At 70.3% G+C, this 20,174-nt stretch carries 15 protein-coding genes, 3 tRNA genes and 2 pseudogenes; 11 read left to right on the plus strand and 9 right to left on the minus strand.

The window, feature by feature from the left end; genetic code table 11:
- The first annotated feature begins 98 nt into the window (after positions 1 to 98).
- Together NGB36_RS29050 and NGB36_RS29055 are read left to right on the plus strand one after the other, a co-directional pair.
- Positions 99 to 935 carry a YceI family protein gene (locus NGB36_RS29050; protein WP_255923552.1) on the plus strand — a complete coding sequence of 279 codons (837 nt, stop codon included), beginning with the start codon at positions 99 to 101 and terminating at the stop codon, positions 933 to 935.
- A gap of 44 nt (positions 936 to 979) precedes the next feature.
- Positions 980 to 1,450, plus strand: coding sequence for a PPOX class F420-dependent oxidoreductase (locus NGB36_RS29055; RefSeq protein ID WP_255923553.1), 471 nt, complete (start codon positions 980 to 982; stop codon positions 1,448 to 1,450).
- Between the two features lie 102 nt (positions 1,451 to 1,552).
- Here NGB36_RS29055 and NGB36_RS29060 read toward each other — a convergent pair whose 3' ends face one another.
- The 3 genes from NGB36_RS29060 to NGB36_RS29070 form a co-directional block, all read right to left on the minus strand.
- Positions 1,553 to 2,305: a response regulator transcription factor gene (locus NGB36_RS29060; protein WP_269470701.1), complete on the minus strand. Its 753-nt coding sequence runs from the start codon at positions 2,303 to 2,305 to the stop codon at positions 1,553 to 1,555.
- Between the two features lie 285 nt (positions 2,306 to 2,590).
- Positions 2,591 to 2,664: transfer RNA gene (locus NGB36_RS29065), tRNA-Met, on the minus strand.
- Between the two features lie 113 nt (positions 2,665 to 2,777).
- Positions 2,778 to 3,413 carry an NAD(P)-dependent oxidoreductase gene (locus NGB36_RS29070; protein ID WP_255923554.1) on the minus strand — a complete coding sequence of 212 codons (636 nt, stop codon included), beginning with the start codon at positions 3,411 to 3,413 and terminating at the stop codon, positions 2,778 to 2,780.
- Between the two features lie 89 nt (positions 3,414 to 3,502).
- Here NGB36_RS29070 and NGB36_RS29075 point away from each other — a divergent pair, with 89 nt between their 5' ends.
- From NGB36_RS29075 to NGB36_RS29090, 4 genes are all read left to right on the plus strand, one after another.
- A complete protein-coding gene (locus NGB36_RS29075) occupies positions 3,503 to 4,159 on the plus strand; it encodes a TetR/AcrR family transcriptional regulator (protein WP_255923555.1) in 657 nt (218 codons plus the stop codon).
- A gap of 19 nt (positions 4,160 to 4,178) precedes the next feature.
- Positions 4,179 to 4,715: a GNAT family N-acetyltransferase gene (locus NGB36_RS29080; protein ID WP_372509559.1), complete on the plus strand. Its 537-nt coding sequence runs from the start codon at positions 4,179 to 4,181 to the stop codon at positions 4,713 to 4,715.
- 98 nt (positions 4,716 to 4,813) lie between these two features.
- A complete protein-coding gene (locus NGB36_RS29085; RefSeq protein ID WP_255923557.1) occupies positions 4,814 to 5,407 on the plus strand; it encodes a TetR/AcrR family transcriptional regulator in 594 nt (197 codons plus the stop codon).
- A gap of 98 nt (positions 5,408 to 5,505) precedes the next feature.
- The gene (locus NGB36_RS29090; protein WP_255923558.1) at positions 5,506 to 7,869 is read left to right on the plus strand and encodes an MFS transporter; all 2,364 of its coding nucleotides are present in this window, start codon (positions 5,506 to 5,508) and stop codon (positions 7,867 to 7,869) included.
- A gap of 585 nt (positions 7,870 to 8,454) precedes the next feature.
- On the opposite strand, the gene NGB36_RS29095 is transcribed toward NGB36_RS29090, so the two are convergent.
- Positions 8,455 to 10,080, minus strand: a complete 1,626-nt coding sequence (locus NGB36_RS29095; RefSeq protein ID WP_255923559.1) for a hypothetical protein — start codon at positions 10,078 to 10,080, stop codon at positions 8,455 to 8,457.
- 384 nt (positions 10,081 to 10,464) lie between these two features.
- Here NGB36_RS29095 and NGB36_RS29100 point away from each other — a divergent pair.
- Positions 10,465 to 10,931 (plus strand): annotated as a pseudogene (locus NGB36_RS29100) (tyrosine-type recombinase/integrase); the annotation flags it as partial.
- A gap of 97 nt (positions 10,932 to 11,028) precedes the next feature.
- On the opposite strand, the gene NGB36_RS29105 reads toward NGB36_RS29100, so the two are convergent.
- A tRNA-Arg gene (locus tag NGB36_RS29105) sits at positions 11,029 to 11,101 on the minus strand.
- A gap of 188 nt (positions 11,102 to 11,289) precedes the next feature.
- Positions 11,290 to 11,380 (minus strand) — tRNA-Ser (locus NGB36_RS29110).
- A gap of 246 nt (positions 11,381 to 11,626) precedes the next feature.
- Here NGB36_RS29110 and NGB36_RS29115 point away from each other — a divergent pair.
- Together NGB36_RS29115 and NGB36_RS29120 are read left to right on the plus strand one after the other, a co-directional pair.
- The gene (locus NGB36_RS29115) at positions 11,627 to 12,052 is read left to right on the plus strand and encodes an SSI family serine proteinase inhibitor (RefSeq protein WP_255923560.1); all 426 of its coding nucleotides are present in this window, start codon (positions 11,627 to 11,629) and stop codon (positions 12,050 to 12,052) included.
- A 334-nt stretch (positions 12,053 to 12,386) separates the two neighbouring features.
- Positions 12,387 to 15,884, plus strand: coding sequence for a response regulator (locus tag NGB36_RS29120; RefSeq protein ID WP_255923561.1), 3,498 nt, complete (start codon positions 12,387 to 12,389; stop codon positions 15,882 to 15,884).
- A gap of 21 nt (positions 15,885 to 15,905) precedes the next feature.
- Here the strand turns inward: NGB36_RS29120 and NGB36_RS29125 are convergent, their stop codons facing one another.
- Positions 15,906 to 17,552 (minus strand): long-chain fatty acid--CoA ligase, encoded by a 1,647-nt coding sequence (locus tag NGB36_RS29125; RefSeq protein WP_255923562.1) that lies wholly within the window; start codon positions 17,550 to 17,552, stop codon positions 15,906 to 15,908.
- Positions 17,553 to 17,785: 233 nt separating this feature from the next.
- Here NGB36_RS29125 and NGB36_RS33950 point away from each other — a divergent pair.
- Positions 17,786 to 17,980: pseudogene (locus tag NGB36_RS33950) on the plus strand (hypothetical protein); the annotation flags it as partial.
- Between the two features lie 26 nt (positions 17,981 to 18,006).
- Complete coding sequence (locus NGB36_RS29130; RefSeq protein ID WP_255923563.1) at positions 18,007 to 18,183, plus strand: MmcQ/YjbR family DNA-binding protein; 177 nt, start codon at positions 18,007 to 18,009, stop codon at positions 18,181 to 18,183.
- 15 nt (positions 18,184 to 18,198) lie between these two features.
- On the opposite strand, the gene NGB36_RS29135 is transcribed toward NGB36_RS29130, so the two are convergent.
- Complete coding sequence (locus NGB36_RS29135) at positions 18,199 to 18,708, minus strand: SigE family RNA polymerase sigma factor (protein WP_255923564.1); 510 nt, start codon at positions 18,706 to 18,708, stop codon at positions 18,199 to 18,201.
- 190 nt (positions 18,709 to 18,898) lie between these two features.
- On the minus strand, positions 18,899 to 20,092 hold the full coding sequence (locus tag NGB36_RS29140) for a DUF1906 domain-containing protein (RefSeq protein WP_255923565.1): 1,194 nt from the start codon (positions 20,090 to 20,092) through the stop codon (positions 18,899 to 18,901).
- Positions 20,093 to 20,174 lie beyond the last annotated feature (82 nt).

Raw genomic sequence — 20,174 nt, forward strand, 5'->3', positions numbered from 1 at the left:
GGCCGGTTCCGGGGGGAAGCGGGTTCCGGCCGGCGGCCGGGCAAGGGACGGCCCGAGCTGTCCGGCCGGACCCGCAACCAAGACATTCGGGAGTGACTATGAGCATGGACGGCGACGGCGGACTGCGCGGCCGGGTACGGACCAAGGACGGCTGGGCGGTGCAGCATGCGGTGCTCACCGTCACCGATATGACAGGAAGCCAGGTCGAACGGGGAACGGCCGACGAAGAGGGTGTGGTGCGCACCGGCCCGCTGCCGGCCGGCGCCTACACCGTGATCGTGACGGCGGTCGGCTATCAGCCCACCGCGTCGACGGCGATCGTCCCGGCCTCCGGGCGGGCGGACATCGGCACCCTGGTGCTGGCACGGCAGGGCGGCGCCGAGCTGCCGCCACCCGGGACCTGGACCATCGACCCGGCCCACTCGACGGTGGGCGCGGTCGCGCAGCACCTGGGGATCTCCAGCGTGCACGGCCACTTCACCGAGTTCCGCGGCCGGATCGAGATCGCGGAGGTGCTGGAGGAGTCGTCGGTGACGGCCGCGATCACGGCGGCGAGCATCGACACCGGCAACAAGATGCGCGACGACCACCTGCGCTCGGCGGACTTCCTCGACGTCGACCAGCACCCGGAGATCACCTACCGCAGCACGGGCGGCATCTCCCCGGCCGGCCCGGACCGCTGGACGGTGCACGGCGAGCTGACGATGAACGCGCTCACCCGGCCGGTGAACCTCGACCTGACCTACCTGGGCACGGGACCCGATCCGTGGGGCGGCGTGCGGGCCGCGTTCCATGCCACCACGGAGCTGCGGCGCGAGGACTTCGCGATGAACTACAACCAGGTGCTGCAGGCGGGCATCAGCGCGATCGGCACCACGCTGCGCGTCGAGCTCGACATCCAGGCGGTGCAGGGGGATTCGCTGCCGATGAGGTGAAGGCCTCCGGCAGAAACCAGGCCGGGGGAACTAGGCTGCGTGGCATGTCGCCTCGCATCGCTACCAACACGACCGTCGGCCTGGATGAGTTGCTGGAGTTCGTCCGGCCACGGCACCGGGCGATCCTGCTGACGACGCGCGCGGACGGGCGGCCGCAGGGCTCGCCCGTCTCCTGTGGCGTGGACGATTCCGGGCGGGTGGTGGTCTCCACGTATCCGCAGCGCGCGAAGGCTCGCAACGTGCGGCGCGATCCGCGCGCGTCGGTGCTCGTGCTCTCCGACGACTGGGACGGGCCGTGGGTGCAGATCGACGGTCCGGCCGAGGTCGTCGACCCGCCCGAATCGGTGGAACCCCTGGTGGAGTACTACCGCAATATCGCGGGGGAGCATCCCGACTGGGATGAGTACCGAGAGGCGATGCGGCGTCAGGGCAAGTCGCTGGTCCGGATCACCCCCGAGCACTGGGGGCCGGTCGCGACGGGCGGTTTCCCCGCCGAGGTTGCGCGGCAGGACTGAGGACAGCCGTAAGACTGAGGAGAACGGTCCTCCCGACGAAACGGTTATCCCGACGAGAAGGGCCCCGCACCCCAGGGGCTCCTCCGTCGTTCTCGACCGCTGTCAGGCGGTTTCTGCGGGCTTGATGAGGTAGCCGGCGCCGCGCCTGGTGTGGATCATCGGGGCCCGTCCCGCATCGATCTTCCTGCGCAGATACGAGATGTACAGCTCGACGACGTTGGCCTGGCCACCGAAGTCGTAGGACCACACCCGGTCCAGGATCTGCGCCTTGCTCAGCACCCGGCGCGGATTGCGCATCAGATAGCGCAACAACTCGAACTCGGTCGCCGTCAGATGGATCGACTGCCCCGCCCGGCACACCTCGTGACTGTCCTCGTCAAGCACCAGATCACCCACCACGAGCTGCGATTCGCTGCGGGCGGCCGTCATCCCGGCGCGGCGCAGCAGCCCACGCAACCGCGCGACCACCTCTTCGAGGCCGAACGGCTTGGAGACGTAGTCGTCGCCACCCGCGGTGAGCCCGGCGATCCGGTCCTCGACGGCGTCCTTGCCGGTGAGGAAGAGCACGGGCACGTCGGGTATCTCGCGCCGCAGCCGGGAGAGGACTTCGAGGCCGTCGAGGCCGGGGAGGACGATGTCGAGGACGACGGCGTCGGGCTTGAACTCAGCCGCGGCGCGCAACGCGGCATTGCCGTCGGATTCGGTGCGGACGTCCCAGCCCTCGTAGCGCAGCGCCATCGACATCAGCTCGGCGAGAGCGGACTCGTCGTCGACGACGAGGACGCGGACAGGGGATCCGTCGGGACGGGACAGCTCTGAACGGCCGTTGGCCGTTGGGGTTGGAGGTACAGGCATGGCCCTTACCTTCGGCCGCGCTACTGAGAGCAGTCTTTCGCCGATCTGTGAGTTTTCTGAGAAGTCTGAGAATCAGGCGTCAAGCAGCTGCCGCCTCCGGCGCCCGGCGAGCCCCCTGCACCCGCCGGACGCACGAAGGCGCTCAGCACCGACCCGATACGAGGGACCGGATCGGGCACTGCAGGCATCATGGCACCGACCACTGACAATTCCCCGGCACCACGAACGTGACGATCACAGCGTCGAGGCCCGGCACCTGTGGGGTGCCGGGCCTCGGACGGTCAGTAGCGGGGACAGGATTTGAACCTGCGACCTCTGGGTTATGAGCCCAGCGAGCTACCGAGCTGCTCCACCCCGCGTCGGTAAGATGACTTTAACAGCCTCTGGCCTCCACACCAAAACGAGTTTGCGGGGACGGCCCCTCAACGCCCGTCAACGCCTGTCAGCGCCCGTCAGCGCCCGTCAACGCCCGTCAACGGCTGACGCCCACCGCGTGGCCGATGGTCTCCCGGTCGGTGACGAAGTCGAGCATGGCGCGCGCCACATCGGCTCGCGCGATCGACGTGCCGCCCGGACTGGCGTCGATCGCATGCCGGTAGCGCCCCTGCCCCGGCTTGTTCCACAGCTTCGGCGGCCGTACGAGCGTCCAGTCGAGCCCGCTCTCCTGTACAGCGCGTTCCATCGCTTCGAGATCGGTGTAGACCTCGCGGAAGACCGCCCACAGCAGCGGCGTGACAACCCGTCGCGTGAACGGCGCATCGCCCGCACCCGACCGGTTCAGCGGTGCGGCGCTGACCACGACGATGCGGCGCACCCCGGTGGCGGCCATCGCCTGGATGGCGGCGCGCGCCGAGGTGGATGCGGGCTTGAGTGGGTCGTGCCGGGAGCGGGCCCCGATTGCGGAGAGCACGGCGTCGGCGCCGTCGATCGCCGGTTTGACGGATGCCGCGTCGAGCGGGTCGGCACGGACCACGGACAGGTGCTCGTGCCTCACCTGCAGCCGCGCCGGGTCGCGTACGACGGCGGTCACGTGGTCCCCGTCGGCGAGGGCGTGTGTGACGATCTGCCGCCCGACACCGCCGGTCGCACCGAGCACGGTGAGCTTCATGGCCTCTCCCGATGAGGTGAGTGAGTATTTACCCACTGCTAAGGTAGTGAACACTCACTCGCCTGTCATCCCTCCCGTACGATCGCGTCATGACCTCCCCGCCTCCGCCGACTCCCCTCAAGGGCGGCGCGCTCACCCGCTCGCGCATACTGGACGCCGCCGCCCGTCTGATGGGCACCGTGGGCATCACTCGCACCACGACCAAGGAGATCGCGCGCGAGGCGGGATGCTCGGAGGCCGCTCTCTACAAGCACTTCCGCGACAAGGAAGAGATCTTCGTGCGTGTGCTGCAGGAGCGCGCGCCGCGCCTGTCGGCCGCTCTGACCGAGCTCCCGGCCCGGGCCGGCGAGGGCGAGGTGGCCGAACGCCTCTTGGAAATCGCGCGGATCGCCGTCCCCTTCTACCGGCGGTCCTTTCCCATGGCGGCGGGGCTGCTCGGCAGCCCTGAGCTCCTCGTGGCCCACCGCCGCAAGGTGGACCTCTCCCTCGACGGCCCGCACAAGCCGGGCGAAGCCCTCGCCGCCTACCTGCGCGCCGAGCAGAAGCTCGGCCGGATCGCCCCGGCCGTCGACCCCGACGCGGCCGCCGCGCTCCTGCTCGGTGCCTGCCTCCACCGCGCGTTCCTGTCTCTCTTCTTCGCCGGGGAGGCGCCGGCGGGGACGCTACGCCCCGAGGACGACGAGACGTTCGCGACCGAGACGGTCCGGGCGCTCCTCGACGGCGTCCTTCCCGCGGACGGGGGGTGATCCCGCCATGGACGACACCATGAACGACACCACGGACGGCACCTTGCACGGGCTCTCGGTCACGCTGCGCCCCCTCACGTCCGCCGACATCCCCCGGCTCGCCCGCATCCGCTCCACGCCCGAGGTGTATGAGCGGTGGCGGGGCGGTGACGACCTCGCCTCGGCGGTCGCCGACGACTTCGCGGATCCGGCCGCCCACACACTGGTGATCGAGTACGAGGGACGCGTGATCGGCGCGATCCAGTGGACGCCGGAGGACGAGCCGGACTACCGCCATGCCGGGATCGACATCTACCTCGACCCGCTGGTCCACGGCCGCGGCCTGGGCACCGACGCCGTCCGCACCCTGGCCCGCCATCTGATCACGGACCACGGTCACCACCGTCTGACCATCGACCCGGCCGCCGACAACGCCGCCGCGATCCGCTGCTACGAGAAGGCCGGCTTCCGGCCCGTGGGCATCATGCGGCGCTACGAACGCGGCCCGGACGGCACCTGGCACGACGGTCTTCTGATGGATCTGCTGGCGGAGGAGTTCACCGACGACAGCAGCTGATCGAAACGTTTGCGTTTCGATGCGTTCTGGTCTAGCGTCGTTCGTGCGAAACGATAGCGTTTCGCACGTTCGGGAGCCACGCGTGCGGGAGGTGCCCTGTGCCATCGACATCGCAGCCGCGTCCTCGCCGCACGCGCCTCACGCCCGAGCGTGAAGGCGAGTTGTACGAGGCGGTGCTCACCCTCCTCCGCGAGGGCGGCTACGACGCCCTCACCATGGAGGGCGTTGCCGCCCGCTCGCGCAGCAGCAAGGCCACGCTCTACCGCCAGTGGGGGACCAAGCCCCGGCTGGTCGCCGAGGCGCTCCGTCACCACCGGCCCTTCGGCCTCGACAACCTCGACACCGGCTCCCTGCGAGGGGACCTCATCGAACTCGTGGGCCGGATCGGCAGGGCGAAGAAGGACTTCGAGGTCCTGGGCACCGTCGCCTACGCCGCCCGTCAGGACGAGGAGCTCGCGGCGGCGCTCCACGCCGCCCTCGTCCAACCCATGGTGGACGTCCTGCGGGCGATGACCGACCGCGCGGTGGCGCGTGGCGAAGTCGCCCCGGACGCGCCCGCGTTGCCGCTCCTCCCGCACCTGCTGATGGGTGCCCAGGTCGGCCGCAAACTCGTCGACCGGCGGGAACCGGACGCCGGCTTCCTCACGTGCTTCGTGGACGCCGTCGTCCTCCCCGCACTGACACAGACCTGACACAGACCTGACGCTGCCCCGACGCAGACCTGACGCACCCGGAGAGGCACCCCACAGCACTGCACTGCACCACAGCACTGCACCAGGAGGATTCCTCAATGCCACCCTTGACGGTCGGCGAATCGCACGCCGAAGGAAATGCCGAAGCAGCGGACCGGACGCGCTCCCGGCACGCCCCGGCCGCCGCGGAGCAGCAGCATCACGTCCCGCACCGCTGGTGGGTGCTGGCCGTCATCGGCCTCGCCCAGCTGATGGTGGTGCTGGACGTCACCATCATGAACATCGCGCTGCCGACCGCGCAGCAGCACCTGCACTTCGACAACAACGGCCGCCAGTGGATCGTCACGGCCTACTCGCTCGCCTTCGGCAGTCTCCTGCTGCTCGGCGGCCGCCTCGCCGACCTGTTCGGCCGACGCGTCACCTTCCTCGTCGGACTCGTCGGCTTCGCCGGCGCCTCCGCACTGGGCGGTGCCGCGCAGGACTTCAAGATGCTGGTGATCGCGCGCGCCGTCCAGGGTGCATTCGGCGCCGTCCTCGCGCCCTCCGCGCTGTCGTTGCTGACCACCACCTTCACCGACCCGAAGGAACGCGCCAAAGCCTTCGGCGTGTTCGGCGCCATCGCCGGTTCCGGCGGCGCGGTCGGCCTGCTGGTCGGCGGACTGCTCACCGAACACCTCAGCTGGCGCTGGACGCTCTACGTCAACTGCTTCATAGCCGTCTTCGCGGTCGTCGGCGCGCTCGCCTTCGTCCGACAGCAGCCGCAGACGCACAAGCCCAAGCTCGACGTGCTCGGCACGCTGCTGGCCGCGGGCGGGCTGTTCTGCGTCGTCTACGGGTTCGCCAACGCCCAGACCTACTCCTGGGGCGACAGGATGTGTTGGGGCTTCCTCGCCGGCGGCGGCGTGCTGCTGCTGGCGTTCGTGCTGTGGGAGATGCGCGCCGCCCATCCGCTGCTGCCGCTACGGGTGTTCGCCGACCGCAACCGCGGGGCCTCGTTCCTGTCGGTGTTCGTGCTCGGCGCCGGCATGTTCGGCATCATGCTCTTCCTCACCTACTACCTGCAGTCGACGCTGCACTACTCGCCGGTCAGGACCGGTCTCGCCTTCCTGCCGTTGATCGGCGCAATGATGGTCTTCGCGCAGCTCGGCATGCTCGTCCTGGTGCCGAGGGTCGGCGGCAAGCCGGTGGCCCCGGTGGGCATGGCGCTCGCCGTCGGCGGCATGATCTGGCTGACCAAGCTCGACCTGAACAGCTCCTACCCGGCCCATGTGCTGCCGGGGCTGCTTCTGGTCGGCTGCGGCCTCGGCCTGGTGATGCCGTGCGCGCTGAGCCTCGCCACCTACGGTGTGGCCGCGAACGACCAGGGCGTGGCCTCGGCGTCCATCAACACCATGCAGCAGGTGGGTGGTTCGATCGGCGTCGCGCTGTTCAGCACCATGGCCGCCAAGTCGGCGACACACTACGTCGATCACCACCTGACGATGCCGAAGCCGCTGCTCGCGGCCGAGGCGGCACTGCACTCCTACGCCACCGGCTACTGGTGGGCGGCGGGCTTCTTCGCCGTCGGCGCGCTCCTCGCCCTGCTGCTCTACCGGGCCGGGCGACCGATGGCCGCGCCGACTCCCGCCGGGGCACCGGCGGCTCCCTCGGCGGCACTTGATGCGGCTCCGGCGGACAGCCGCCGTGCCATAGAGGCGGGCCACGTCGGCCCGGCGGTGCACGGCAGGGTGCTCACCCCCGGCGGGGGAACGCTGCAGGGCGCCGCCATCACCCTGATCGACCAGACCGGCCACCAGCTGGGCCGGGCCCTGTCCGGCCCCGACGGCAGCTTCGAGCTCTCCGCCCCGACCGCCGGCACCTATCTGCTGGTCGGCTCGGCACGCGGCCTCCAACCGCAGGTGAGTGCCGTGGCTCTGGGCTCCGGGCCGACCGCCACCGACGTGGTGCTGGGCGGCGCGGGCGGACTGTCCGGCACGGTACGGGCGAACGGCGCGCCGGTGCAGGGCGCGGTGGTCGTCGTCAGCGACGCGCGCGGCGAGGTCATCGGCTCGGCCGTCACCGACGCGTCCGGCGAGTACCTGCTCACGGACATCCCCGCGGGCGCGTGCACGGTGACCGTCTCCGCCTCCGGGCACCGTCCCACGGCGGGCCCGGTCGAGGTGGACGGCGCATCGCCGACCCGCCACGACGTGGACCTGCGCGAGGCGGTGCAACTACGCGGGACGGTACGGGACTCGCATGGTCTCCCGGTGACGGACGCAAAGGTCGCACTCCTCGACCGCAGCGGCACCGTCATCACATCCCTGACCACCGGCCCGGACGGTACGTACGCCTTCGTCGACCTCACGGGCGGCGACTACACCCTGATCGCCAGCGGCTACCCGCCACAGGCCACGTCCGTCTCCATCACCGACGCCGAGCGCACAGCGGTCGATATGACGCTCGGTCACGAGGAGGAATGACGGCACGGCAACGTCCAGACTCCCAATCATCCGTGTGTTCTCGGCTCTGGGCTGGGGCCGGGCATGGCCAGAGGGCCTTACGCTTGCTCAGCGAATCGGGCGGGGCGGAGCCCTCATGGTTGGTATATGTGTCAACGATGGATGTCAGCCTGAGTGTTCCGATAGCCGCCGTGGCCGGCCTGTACCCCGGTACGAGGTGTCCGGTGGACCGCGGGTGCGGTTCGGTGCGCCACGAACCGGGAGGATGCCGTCGAGCGGGAAACAGTCGCCGCCAGTGACAACATCGCCTGGGCCGCGCGAGGCTGGACGGCGCCGAAGTGCCCGCCGTCCTCGATAGGCCACGAGGACATCATGGCCCGGACGCTGACCGAGAGCCCCAGTGTGGAAGGACGTGACGCATCCCCGGGCGCCGGGCCTGACCTGTGCGTGGCAGGTTCCATGTTGACCGCGGTTGCCCCCTGCTGACCGGCGTTCATTGCACGTTAATTGCGCGCCGGTCATGCCCAGTTTGGCCGCATGGGCGAGGAGGCGTGTCCCGCCGCATCCGGGCAGCGGCGGGACACGCGTCGGTGTCGATGGTCGTGATTAGGAGCAGCCGGGCACCGAGCCGGGTGGGAAGCACTGGTTTGGGGTGTTGCCGGTTACTGGGCTGTTGGTCAGGGTCACCGTTCCGAAGTTGTAGATCCCGCCTCCGGTGGATCTCGGCGGGGGCAGTGCCCTGTTGCGGGTGACCGGGCTGTTCTGGAGCGTGGCGGTGGAACCGATGGTGTTGAAAAGGCCCCCACCCTGGCCGGCACCCGCGATGTCGGCTTGGGCGGTGTTGTTGGTCAGCGGGCTGTTGGTCAGCGTTGCTGTAGCGGTCGTCGTGCTACTTGAGCTGTTGTAGATGCCGCCGCCTTGGCCGGTACCGGCGGTACCGGCTTGGGCGACGTTGCCGAAGAGGGGGCTGTTGGTGACGGTCAGCGTGCCCGCGTTGCCGATGCCGCCGCCTTGGCCGGCACTCCCGGCGCCGCCGTGGGCGATGTTGCCGAACAGGGAGCTATTGGTGACACTCATGCTGCCCAAGTTGCTGACACCGCCACCGAAGCCGATCCCGACGGGGGCGGTGGCGGTGGCGTGGTTGCCAGTCACCAGGCTGCTGGCCAGGGCCACTGTGCCGCTGGAATTAAATAGGCCACCGCCAGCGGCCGAGCCTTGCAATACGTCGTTGACGACGGTGTTGTCGGCGATACGGGCACTGTTTACCCTCACCATGCCGGCCATTACGTAAATACCTCCGCCAGATGCTGGACGGACGTTCTGCGCGTGGGCCGTATTGCTGGTGACGCTGCTGTTTTCGACAGTCGTGCTGCCGCTTTGTAGGGAAATACCCCCACCCTGTGTGAAAGACGACTCACTCTGAGCCGTATTGCCAGTGACGCGGCTGTTGTTGACAGTTGTGGTGGTGGCGCCGAGTGCGCGCATACCGCCGCCCTGCTGCGCAGTGTTGTTGCTCAGCGTGCTGACATTAACCGTGACCCTGCCGCCTTCGTTTTCGATCCCGCCACCAGACTCATCGGCGGTGTTGTCGGTGATTGTGCAGGCGAAGAGCGTCAACGAGGCGCCATCGACGAAGATCGCGCCTCCATCGTTGCTGGAAGCGTGACCGTTGCTCAAAGTCAGGTTATTGAGAGTCAATTTTCCGTTTGGTCCGTCGATTCGGAAGAAGCGGAACTCGGTGGCGCTGGCGGATCGGGTGATTGTGTCACCGTTACCATTGACCGTGACGGTCGCTTCGATCACCGGAAACCCGTTATCGTCATTGTTGGGTGCCGTAGCATTCGTGAGGGTGTAGACGCAGCCCGGCCGGAGGCTGACCGTGCCACCGGCCGTGGCCACAGCACCGATCGCCGCCTGCAAATCTTGTTCGCTACAACTGGGCACCGTCACGAACAGCGCCCGGCTAGTGATCCTGGCGGGCGCGCTGGCTCCACGCGAAGTGGTGTGCCCGTGAACACGGTCGGTGTGTGCCGGAATCGACGGCAACACGGCGGCCGCCGCCGGGTGGGACTGGTGTGTGGGCAGAGGCGGCGGTGTTGTCCACACGTCCCCGTTGACGGCGAACGCGGGCACCACGTCCACCAAGGCGCCAACCACGGTCAGGAACGCGACGAGCCAAACGCGCCGGCCCCGTCTTCCGCGGTGATGAGTCGAGTCGCTGAGCCTCGGCACTTCCATCTCCTCATGTCACTGCCGGCACGGACTCGGTCCTCATGACGCGCCCGCGTTCTATCGCAGGGAGCGGCTTGTGCGCGCCCCATCAGGGACGGTCTCCTGTAGCGCGGCGGTCATATCGGCGGCGGTCGTATCATCCGTCGAACGGTGGCTGTTAGTAACCTCGGCGGCCCACAGACGGTGCTCAAACGGACGAACGGGGTCGATCCAGCTCCCGGATCGAGTTGAGGGACGGTTCTGTCAGCGCATCGAGCGGCCCGGCTTCCCCAGTAACCGGCCACTACGGGGCGACGAGCGGAGCGCCTTCGCAACAACCTAGGTCGGTGAAGCGGGTTTGGCCGGTGGACTGCCTGGGCTGGGGTCGAGCATGGGCAGGGGGCTGCACACGTCGATCACCAGATCCAGCGGGCCGGGCGGCAGATCCTCCACCGTGAGACGAAGACCGAGGAGTCCGACGACTTCCTGCCCCTGCCCGACCTGTGCCTCAAGGCGCTCCGCATCCGCCGGGCACAGCGCTCGGGGACCGGAAGGCGGCCGGTGGGCTCTGGCAGGACACCCGCGGTCTGGTCTTCGCGACAAAGTACGGAACGCCGATCGAGCCGGGAAACCTGACCCGGATGTTCCAGCTCCGGGCCCGACGGGCGGGCGTCCGTGTGATCCCTCTGCGCAACACCCGGCACACCTGCAGCTCGCTCCTGGTCGCGCTCAAGGTCGACCCGAAGGTGGCGCAGCGCATCCTGCGGCATTCGCAGATCGCCATGACGATGGAGGTCTATGCCGAGGCGAGTGAGGCAGAGATCCGGGACGCACTCGGAAAGCTGTCCGCCGCGATGGGCGGCACGGGCTGACGGCCCCAGGCAACGTCCGACCCCCGTTGCTGTACTTCACTGCTGTACGGCACAAAAAGCCCCCTCCGGGATGATCCCGAGGGGGCTTTGACCTGTGTGCGCTCGGCAGGATTCGAACCTGCAACCTTCTGATCCGTAGTCAGATGCTCTATCCGTTAAGCTACGAGCGCTTGCGCTTCCGGCGTTTTCCCGCCGGGCCGCGTTGCGGGAACAACATTACATGAACGCTGCCCGCAGACGAAATCCGTTAGCCACACCCCGCCTGACCTGCGAAAACGCGCTCGGGAGTGTCGCGTCGGCAACCTGGCCGCACAGTGCGACAGCCCTGTCCATGATCGGACAGGGCTGCTGGCAGAAGCGGAGGCTGAGGGATTTGAACCCTCGATGGGCTTTAAGGCCCAAACCGCATTAGCAGTGCGGCGCCATAGACCAGACTAGGCGAAGCCTCCAGCACGCCCGCGTGTGCGTGCAAGGCGTGTGTGCAGATGATGGCACAGCCCGAGGGGCCGGTACCAATCGCAGACTACGGTACAAGGCCCGCGAGCGGGAGAGCAAAGGCGTTCCCGCCTCTCCGGGGCGTGGTCGCGCGACACGCCCACGAACGGGTGGATTGCGGCGAGCCCGGCCTCCACCCGGAGTAGACGGAGGACTGCGGGCCGCCACGGCCTCGCATCCCCACACCCCCGGGAGCCCCCGTGTTCCGCGTACCGCGTACCCCGCTCGCCGCCGCGTTCGCCATGGCGGTGGCCGCAGCCGCGCCCGCGGCGGCCGCCGCCCGTCCGGTCCCGTGGGACCGCCTCGTCGTCACCGTCAGCGACGACTTCGGTACGACGCACCACTACACGCTGAGCTGCCGTCCGGCCCGCGGTACGCACCCCGAGCCGCGGGCGGCCTGCCACCGCCTCGGTGTGCTGCGCGGCCCGATCGGTCCGGTGCCGCGGGACCAGATGTGCTCGATGATCTACGGCGGCCCGCAGACCGCCCGCGTCACCGGGTACTGGCACGGAGTACACGTCGATCAGAGATACGACCGCGTCAACGGGTGCGAGATCGATCGCTGGCGGCAGATGGAACCGGTACTGCCCGCCCCGGCCGCCGCAGAACCCGTACGCGAGCACTGAGAACGCGCCCCGGACGGCGTCGCCACGCGCCCGCCGTCCGGTCGCCGCTCACGCGCCGTCCGGTCACCGCCGGTCGTCCACCGATCCGACATTGACCAGCCATTGGCCAGTCACAGAACACCACCGATCACCACCGAACCTCCGCCTAGCCTCCACCTCGCCCCCATCCGTCTCATCCCCCCTCGTGCGCGGAATCTCGCCCCGTACACTCCTCTAGTGACATGCCACGGGGGGAACGGCAAGATGGGCCGCCGGCGATAGCCGGATAGGAGCACCGAGCGAGCTAGCGGGCTGGAGCATTGCGGCAAGTGCGGTATCAGGGAGGACGCGTCTCGTGAGCAGCAGGCCATCCCGAGGCGCTGCTCGCCTCGCGGCAATACTCGACGCACTGCCCGATGCGCTGCTGCTCGTCAACGCCAACGGAACGGTCGTCAACGCCAACGCCATAGCGCTGGAGACCTTCGAGGCGCCCGGCACGGCCCTGGTCGGCCGCGGCCTGCTCGATCTCCTCCCGGAATTCGACTCCCGCCGCATCCCCGGCTCCATGCGCCGCCCCGACCCCGAAGAGGGCCGGCGCACCAAGCCGACCCGCATGGTCGCCCGGAGGACCGACGGGAGCGAGTTCCCAGTCGAGGTCACCAGCGCCAACCTGGAGGACAGCCGCACCCCGTATGCCGACCCGTACGCCCCGGTCGCCCACTACTCCGGCGACGAGCTGCTGATGCTCGTGGTACGGGACCTCACCGGCACCCTCGACACCGAGGCCGAACTCGCCCGCCAGCAGCGCCAGACGGAGATGATCCTGCGCGCCGCGAGCGAGGGTGTCGTCGGCGTGGACACCGAGGGCAAGGTCGTCCTCGTCAACCCGGCCGCCGCCCAGATCCTCGGCTTCCGCGCCAGCGACCTCGGCGGCCAGGAGCTGCACCCGCTCGTTCACCACACGCGCGCCGACGGCTCCCCGCTGCCGTTCGAGGAGACCCCGCTCGCCGACACGCTTCGTTCCGGCCGCAAGCACCGGGTGCGCGGCCAGGTGCTGTGGAGGAAGGACGGCAGGGCGGTGCCGGTCGACCTGACGACGGCGCCGGTGCGCGAGGGCGACCAGCTCGTCGGTGCGGTCATGACGTTCACCGACCGCAGCCGTTACGACGCGCTCGCGGGGCGCCACGCCCAGCTGCGCGCCGTGCTCGACTCCTCGCTGCGCGCCCCGCTGGGCGAGCTGCGCGGCGAGCTGACCAACCTCGCCTCCGACCCGGCGGGCCAGTTGTGGCCCGAGGCCAACCAGACGCTGCACCATCTCGCCGCCGGATACGCGCGGATGACCACGCTCATCGACAACGTGCTCTCCTTCCAGCGCCTCGACGCTGGCAAGGAGAAGCTGGAGCGTCAGGTGGTGGCCCTGGACACGGTGGTGGCCGCGGGCGTCGAGGGCGCGATCGAGCTGATCGGGCCGGGACGGGCGCAGTACGCCGTGCACGCGCCGCCGATCAACGCCTCCGTGGACCCGACGCGCCTCGCCCAGGCGCTCGCGCACCTGATCGCGGATGTCGCGGGTGTGGACGCCACCGGCAGGACTGCGGTGGTCGCGGGCGGCGGCGACTCGACGATCGTGGTGGCCGCGGCACAGCGCGGCGACGTCGTACGGATCGAGGTGCGCGGGCCGCACAGCGGCGGCGATCCGGTGCACCTTCCGATCACCCGCGGGATTGTGGAGCGGCACGGCGGTGTGCTGCAGACGCACGAGGTGCCGGGGCAGGGCGGCAGCGCGTACGTGCTCGAAGTGCCGGTCGGTGACGCCGACGACGGCGGTCCCGACACGGAGGCGCTGCAGACCCCGAAGGACGGCCCGACGCGGGACAACGAGACGACGGTCATGCCCGTTCCGGCACAGCCGGCGCGGGGCACGCAGAACGATGTGGCGTCGGCGGAGGGCGCACCGGCCGAGCGGGCACCGCGGCCGCGCCGCCCGGTCGACGACAGCAACGGCGGTGCGGGCACGGCGATCGCGCTGCCCGCCGGGCCGTCCGCCGCCGTCGCCGCGAGTACGGGCGCGGTGGCGGCCGACGCGGCGGAGGCGGAGGAGAGGCCGACCGGGCGCCGGCGTGCTCTGCGGCGCGCGGAGCGCGCGGAGGCCGGCGGGGAACCTGTCGGCGGCGGGCAGGCACACGCCGCGGGCGAGGCCCGGGCGAGCGGGCGCCGCGCCCGACGCACGCTCGCCGAGGGACAGGGACAGCAGGAACAACGGGGACAGGGACAGCAGGGGCGGCAGAGTCGGCAGCCCGAACTGCCGCCGCGTCCGGCCGCGCACGCACTGCCGCCGGGCGGTCAGACCCATCCGGTTCCGCCTGCCGACGGGAACACCGACGGCGTACCTGCCGTGAACGGATCGCACGGCGCCTGGCCCGCACCCGCACCGACGCCCTCGCCCGCGCCTGCGGCGCCCGACCTGCCCGCGCAGGTCGCATGGCCGAATCCCGCGCTGCCGCAGCCGGGCCCGAGCACGCCCGTGAACGGCACCGCGCCGGCCCCGCAGTCCGGACCGGCCCCGCTGCCCGAGGCCGTCGAGCCGGAGTCCGCGCCGGCGCCGCGGCGCGCGCCGAAGCACGCACCGCCCGGACCCGCCTCCCAGTCGGACCGGTCGACGCAGTCGGAGGGACGGGCGATCAGCGTCCGGACGCTGGGGCAGGGTGTGCAGTTTGCGCAGGCACCGGCGCCCGAGCAGGCTCCCGTTCAGTCCTCCCTTCCGGTGCCCGCGCAGCAGCGGGTGCCGCAGCAGACACCGCAGCAGCCTGCGCAGGGCGGCGGCGGCTCGGGGCGGCGGCGCAAGCTCGCCACCCCGCAGGCGGCGCAGCAGCAGGCCGCGCAGCAACAGGTCGGCGAGGCACGGGAGTTGGAACCCGCCGCGCGGCCGCATCCGTCGACCGACTCCGGATCGTCCAACCCTGCCTTCCTCGCCAGCGACAGTCAGGGCGAAGGCCAGGCGTTCGCCATAGGAGCCCCGGCGGAGGGCGCGGAGGGCCCCGAGCACCTCGACGGCCCGGGCGGCGCGGTCGAGGTGAGCACGGCGGCCAGGGCGGAGCCGGCAGGGACGTCCGAGCCGGATGCCGACGCACCCGTCGTCCTGGACGGCCCGCGGCGGCTGCTCGTCTGGCCCGAGCCCGACGTGTCGACCCGGCAGGCGCTCACCGACCGCGGCTACCGGCCGGTGACCGTGCGTTCCCGCGAGGAGGTGGACGCGCAGGTCGCCGAGTATCCGGCGGCGCTGTTCGTCGACCCGCTCACCGGGCCGATCACGCGAACCGCCCTGCAGTCCCTGCGCGCGGCGGCGGTGGCGGCGGAGGTGCCCGTCCTGGTGACGGCGGGCCTCGGGCAGGCCACCCGGGAAGCGGCGTACGGTGCTGATCCCGCCGTGCTGCTCAAGGCGCTCGCCCCGCGCGACAGCGAGCAACACCCGCCGCGCGTCCTGCTCGTGGAGAGCCACCAGGACATCGCATCGGCGTTCACCGCGACCCTTGAACGCCGCGGCATGCAGGTCGCCCACGCGGCCTCCGAGGAGGACGCGGCGGCGCTCGCCGAGCGGATGCGGCCGAATCTGGTCGTGATGGACCTGATGCTGATCAGGCGGCGCCGCCTCGGAATCGTCGACTGGTTGCGTGTCAACGGCCTGCTCAACCGCACCCCGCTCGTCGTCTACACGTCCGTGGACATCGACCCGGCCGAGCTCCCGCGCCTCGGTTCCGGCGAGACGGTGCTGTTCCTCGCCGAACGGTCGACGAGCGGCGAGGTCCAGACCCGGATCGTGGACCTGCTGAGCAAGATCGGCACCGATCTGTAGGTCGACGGCACAGACCCGCCGCTACAAGAGCGTCACGTCCAGCTCGCCGTCCGCGTACTGCCGCCGGATCACCTTCTTGTCGAACTTGCCCACCGATGTCTTCGGCACGGACGGGATCACCGCCCAGCGCTCGGGCACCTGCCAGCGGGCGACGCGGTCGGCGAGGAACGCACGCAGCGCCTCGTAGTCGGTGGCCGCGCCGTCGCGCAACACCACGGTGGCGAGGGGCCGTTCGCCCCACCGCTCGTCGGGAACGGCGACGACGGCGGCCTCGGCGACGTCCGGGTGGGCCATGAGGTGGTTCTCCAGCTCCACCGAGGAGATCCACTCGCCGCCGGACTTGATGACGTCCTTCGACCGGTCGGTCAGCGTCAGATAGCCGTCGGGCGAGATCGTTCCGACGTCGCCGGTACGCAGCCACCCGTCGCGGAACTTGTCCTCGGGGACCTGTGGTTCGTGCCCGACGCCGCCGAAGTAGGCGCCCGCGATCCACGGCCCGCGCACTTCCAGCTCGCCCGCGGACTGCCCGTCCCAGGGCATGACCTCACCGTCCGGGCCGATCAGACGGGCCTCGACGGAGGCGGGGAAGCGCCCCTGGGTGATCCGGTACGGCCACGCCTCCTCGTCGGTCAGACCGGCGGGCGGGTGCGAGACCGTGCCGAGTGGTGACGTCTCCGTCATCCCCCAGGCGTGGCAGAGGGCGACGCCGTGACGTTCCTCGAACGCCCGCATCAGGCTTGGCGGGCAGGCCGATCCGCCGATCACAACGTTGCGCAGGCTGCTGATGTCGCGTGGCTTGGCGGCGAGTTCGGCGAGCAGGCCCTGCCAGATGGTGGGGACGGCGGCGGCGTGCGTGGGCCGTTCGGTCTCGATCATCTCGGCGATCGCGGCGGGCTGCAGGAAGCGGTCGGTCAGCAGCATGTTGACGCCGGTCATGAACGCGGCGTGCGGAATGCCCCAGGCGTTGACGTGGAACATCGGCACGACGGGGAAGGTCGTGTCCCGGTCGCTCAGGGAGAACGACTCGGCCATGTTCACCTGCATCGAGTGCAGGTACACGGAGCGGTGGCTGAAGACGACGCCCTTGGGGTCGCCGGTCGTGCCCGAGGTGTAGCACATGGCGGCGGCCTGCCGCTCGTCGAGCTCGGGCCAGTCGTAGCGGGTGGGCCGGCCGGCGATCAGCTCCTCGTACGCGTGGACGGCGGGCCGGCAGCCGTCGAGCAGCGAGGTGTCGCCGGGGCCGACGACGACCACGTGCTCGACGCTCGCCATGCCGGGCAGCAGCGGGGCGAGCAGCGGCAGCAGCGAGCCGTTGACGAGGATGACGCGGTCGGCGGCGTGGTCGACGATGAACGACAGCTGCTCGACCGGCAGCCGCAGGTTGAGGGTGTGCAGCACCGCGCCCATGGCGGGGATCGCGAAGTACGACTCGACGTGTTCGGCGTTGTTCCACATCAGGGTCGCGACCCGGTCGCCCTCGACGACGCCCAGCTCGTCGCGGAGCGCGTTCGCCAGCTGGACGGCGCGGGTGCCGATCTCGGCGAAGGAGCGGCGGTGCGGCTCGCCGTCGCCGGTCCAGGTGGTGACCCGCGATCGGCCGTGCACGGTCGCCCCGTGAACGAGGATGCGGGTCACGGTCAGCGGAACGTCCTGCATCGTGCTGAGCACCGGAGGCCTCCCTGGAGACGGCGGTTACGGCCGAGTAGTCCCAGGGGGATTCTGCTGGCATACCGCGCGGTATGTCACTACCTACGGCGAGTTCCTTTCGGAGATCCGGACCACCTCGCCGGGGAGGGGCTCTCCGTAGCAGTGTGTATCACTACTGGTAACGTCCTCGCTAATGGGATCAACGTCGGGATGCTCGACGCTCGACACCCGGCCCACCCCCGCCGTGAACACCGGTGGCTCGGCCGCATACCGGCTCTTCGGGCGGCGGCGCCACCCGCCGCAGGGGAACCGGGGGCCCACCGGATGATCTCGGAAAGCCGGGCGCCTGGCAGGACGAACCCTGGGAAGGGGACGCGGTCGCCAAGGTCGGCGACAAGATCTTCGCCTTCCTGGGCTCTCCGTCCGCACAGTCTGTAGGGGTCAAATGCGGGCCCGACCGCGACACCGCCGACGAGTGGCTACTGCGCTACCCCAGGACACCACAGCCAGTGCCTACATCGGCCGCTACGGCTGGAACAGCCTCCGGATCGGCGGGGCGATCCCCGACGACGAGATTCTCGAAGCCGTGGACGCCTCGTACGACGCCGTCGTGGCAAAACTTCCCAGGAAGGACCGCCCGGCGCCGCACTGAGCTTGCCGCACCGGCTCAGCCGGCGCGCAGCTCCGGGTCGGTGCGCAGCTTCACCAGCGCCCGCGAGACGGCACTCTTGACGGTGCCGACCGAGACCCCCAGCACCTGAGCGGTCTGCACCTCGCTCAGGTCCTCGAAGTACCGCAGCACCACCATCGCCCGCTGCCGCGACGGCAGCCGGCTCACCGCACGCCACAGCGCGTCGCGCTGTGCCTGCTGCTCGGCCGTGTCGGGGGTGGACGGCCCGATCTCGGGCAGCTGCTCGCACGCGAACTCGTCCACCCGCCGCTTGCGCCACTGCGACGTGCGTGTATTGACCAGCGTGCGCCGTACGTAACCGTCCAGCGCACCGTGGTCGGCTATCCGGTCCCACGCCAGATATGTCTTGGCCAGTGCGGTCTGCAGCAGATCCTCGGCGTCGCTCGGGTTGGCGGTCATGGAGCGGGCGGTGCGCAGCAGCACCGGGCCCCGGTTCCTGACGTAGGCGGTGAACTGCTGAGCGCTTGTGCACACAGGCGTGGTCATGTGCACAACGCTATGAGCGCGCTGGGCGGACGGGATCGGCCGCAGGGACCGAAGCCGGGTCACTCTGAAGTCGTACGGGTCGGGGTTTCCCCACCTCCCATGGGTGGACCGCGGGTGGACCGGCCCTGATGATCACGAGGGCCGGGACGGGGCCGGGCTCACGGAATCCCGGGTTCCTGGGCTCACGGACTCACTCGACGATCGCGACGGGGGAGTCGATGTAGTCGCGGTCGATGGTGATCCGGCGGCCGTGGTGCCGCTCCGTGACGTCGCCGTCGAACTGGTGGATGCGGCGGTGCGGGCGCCAGGCCGCCCTGGCGATGCGCGACTCGCCGTAGATGGTGGGATCGACCCGCCAGTGCGCGAACCACATCAGGTCGGGCAGGTTGCGCATGCCCTCGCGGCGGGCCAGCTCGATCTGCGTGATGCCGGTGTCCGCGCTGCTGTAGAAGCCGGGCACATAGCCCTGCTCGCGCAGGGCGCGGCTCCAGGCCTGCGTGAAGGCGATCACGGGGCGGGTGCAGTGCCTGCTCCGCGTCCGGTACGACTCCATGTCGAGGAAGATCGGACTGCGGGGAGCGATCCCGAGCCTGGCGGCGTCGCGGACGGCGTCGTCGCCCTCGTCCATGCCCTGGCCCTTGGGGTCGTCGACGTCGATCGGGTAGCGCCGCTTGACGTGGTTGGTGGTGCACGGCGACTGCGAGCCGACGAAGATCGGCAGGATCTTCCAGCCCATGTCGTTGACTGCGCGCACCCACTCACGGCTGAGGCGGGGCTGGGCGCAGTTGCGCGAGCGGCCGCCGATGTACACGCCGATGGCGCCGTAGGAGTGACGCCAGGCACGCATGGTGGACAGGCTCGGGGCAGTGCAGGCGTCGAATCCCCAACCCTTGTACAGGTGCGCACCGACGGTGCTGAGGTCGCCGGTGGTCGGCGCGTCGCCCGGCAGGGTGGCGGGCAGGGCCTGGGGGACGGTCGCGGCGGGAGCGGCCGGGGTGTCGCTGGGCATGTCGCCGGGCGTGTCGCTCGGTGTGTCATCGGGCGTGTCGCTCGGTGTGTCATCGGGTGTGTCGCTGGGTGTGTCCTCGAGGGCGCGGTCGTCGGGGGTCGCCGGGACCTGGTCCTGGAGGCCGTAGACGGGCAGTTGGCTGAGGAGGTCGTCGCTGCTGCCGTCGCCCAGCGACGTCAGGACGCTCAGGGAGCCCAGCGGGTCGAACGACGACATGTCGTCGTCACGGGCGGTGTTGGACGCACCGGACGAACCCTGGGGGCCGGTGTCGGAGGGGCGGGCCGTGGCGGCGGCGGAGGTGGCACCGGTCGCGAGGCATGTGGCCGCCGCCATGAGAGGGAGGACAAATCTGATGATCTGGTTGTGTTCGCGCATGACGCCGAGTGAAGACGCCATGACGCCGTAGACGACGCAGGCACGCCCAGCGATCCACCGGGTTCAGTCGTCTGCCTCTTGC

The organism is Streptomyces humicola, assembly GCF_024436035.1.
GTDB lineage: Bacteria > Actinomycetota > Actinomycetes > Streptomycetales > Streptomycetaceae > Streptantibioticus_B > Streptantibioticus_B humicola.

What these genes read in the sequence shown, in the direction of transcription:
- NGB36_RS29050 (WP_255923552.1), top strand. Translation starts at nt 99, where the DNA reads ATGAGCATGGACGGCGACGGCGGACTGCGCGGCCGGGTACGGACCAAG.
- NGB36_RS29055 (WP_255923553.1), top strand. Translation starts at nt 980, where the DNA reads ATGTCGCCTCGCATCGCTACCAACACGACCGTCGGCCTGGATGAGTTG.
- NGB36_RS29060 (WP_269470701.1), bottom strand. Translation starts at nt 2,305, where the DNA reads ATGCCTGTACCTCCAACCCCAACGGCCAACGGCCGTTCAGAGCTGTCC.
- NGB36_RS29070 (WP_255923554.1), bottom strand. Translation starts at nt 3,413, where the DNA reads ATGAAGCTCACCGTGCTCGGTGCGACCGGCGGTGTCGGGCGGCAGATC.
- NGB36_RS29075 (WP_255923555.1), top strand. Translation starts at nt 3,503, where the DNA reads ATGACCTCCCCGCCTCCGCCGACTCCCCTCAAGGGCGGCGCGCTCACC.
- NGB36_RS29080 (WP_372509559.1), top strand. Translation starts at nt 4,179, where the DNA reads ATGAACGACACCACGGACGGCACCTTGCACGGGCTCTCGGTCACGCTG.
- NGB36_RS29090 (WP_255923558.1), top strand. Translation starts at nt 5,506, where the DNA reads ATGCCACCCTTGACGGTCGGCGAATCGCACGCCGAAGGAAATGCCGAA.
- NGB36_RS29135 (WP_255923564.1), bottom strand. Translation starts at nt 18,708, where the DNA reads ATGACCACGCCTGTGTGCACAAGCGCTCAGCAGTTCACCGCCTACGTC.
- NGB36_RS29140 (WP_255923565.1), bottom strand. Translation starts at nt 20,092, where the DNA reads ATGCGCGAACACAACCAGATCATCAGATTTGTCCTCCCTCTCATGGCG.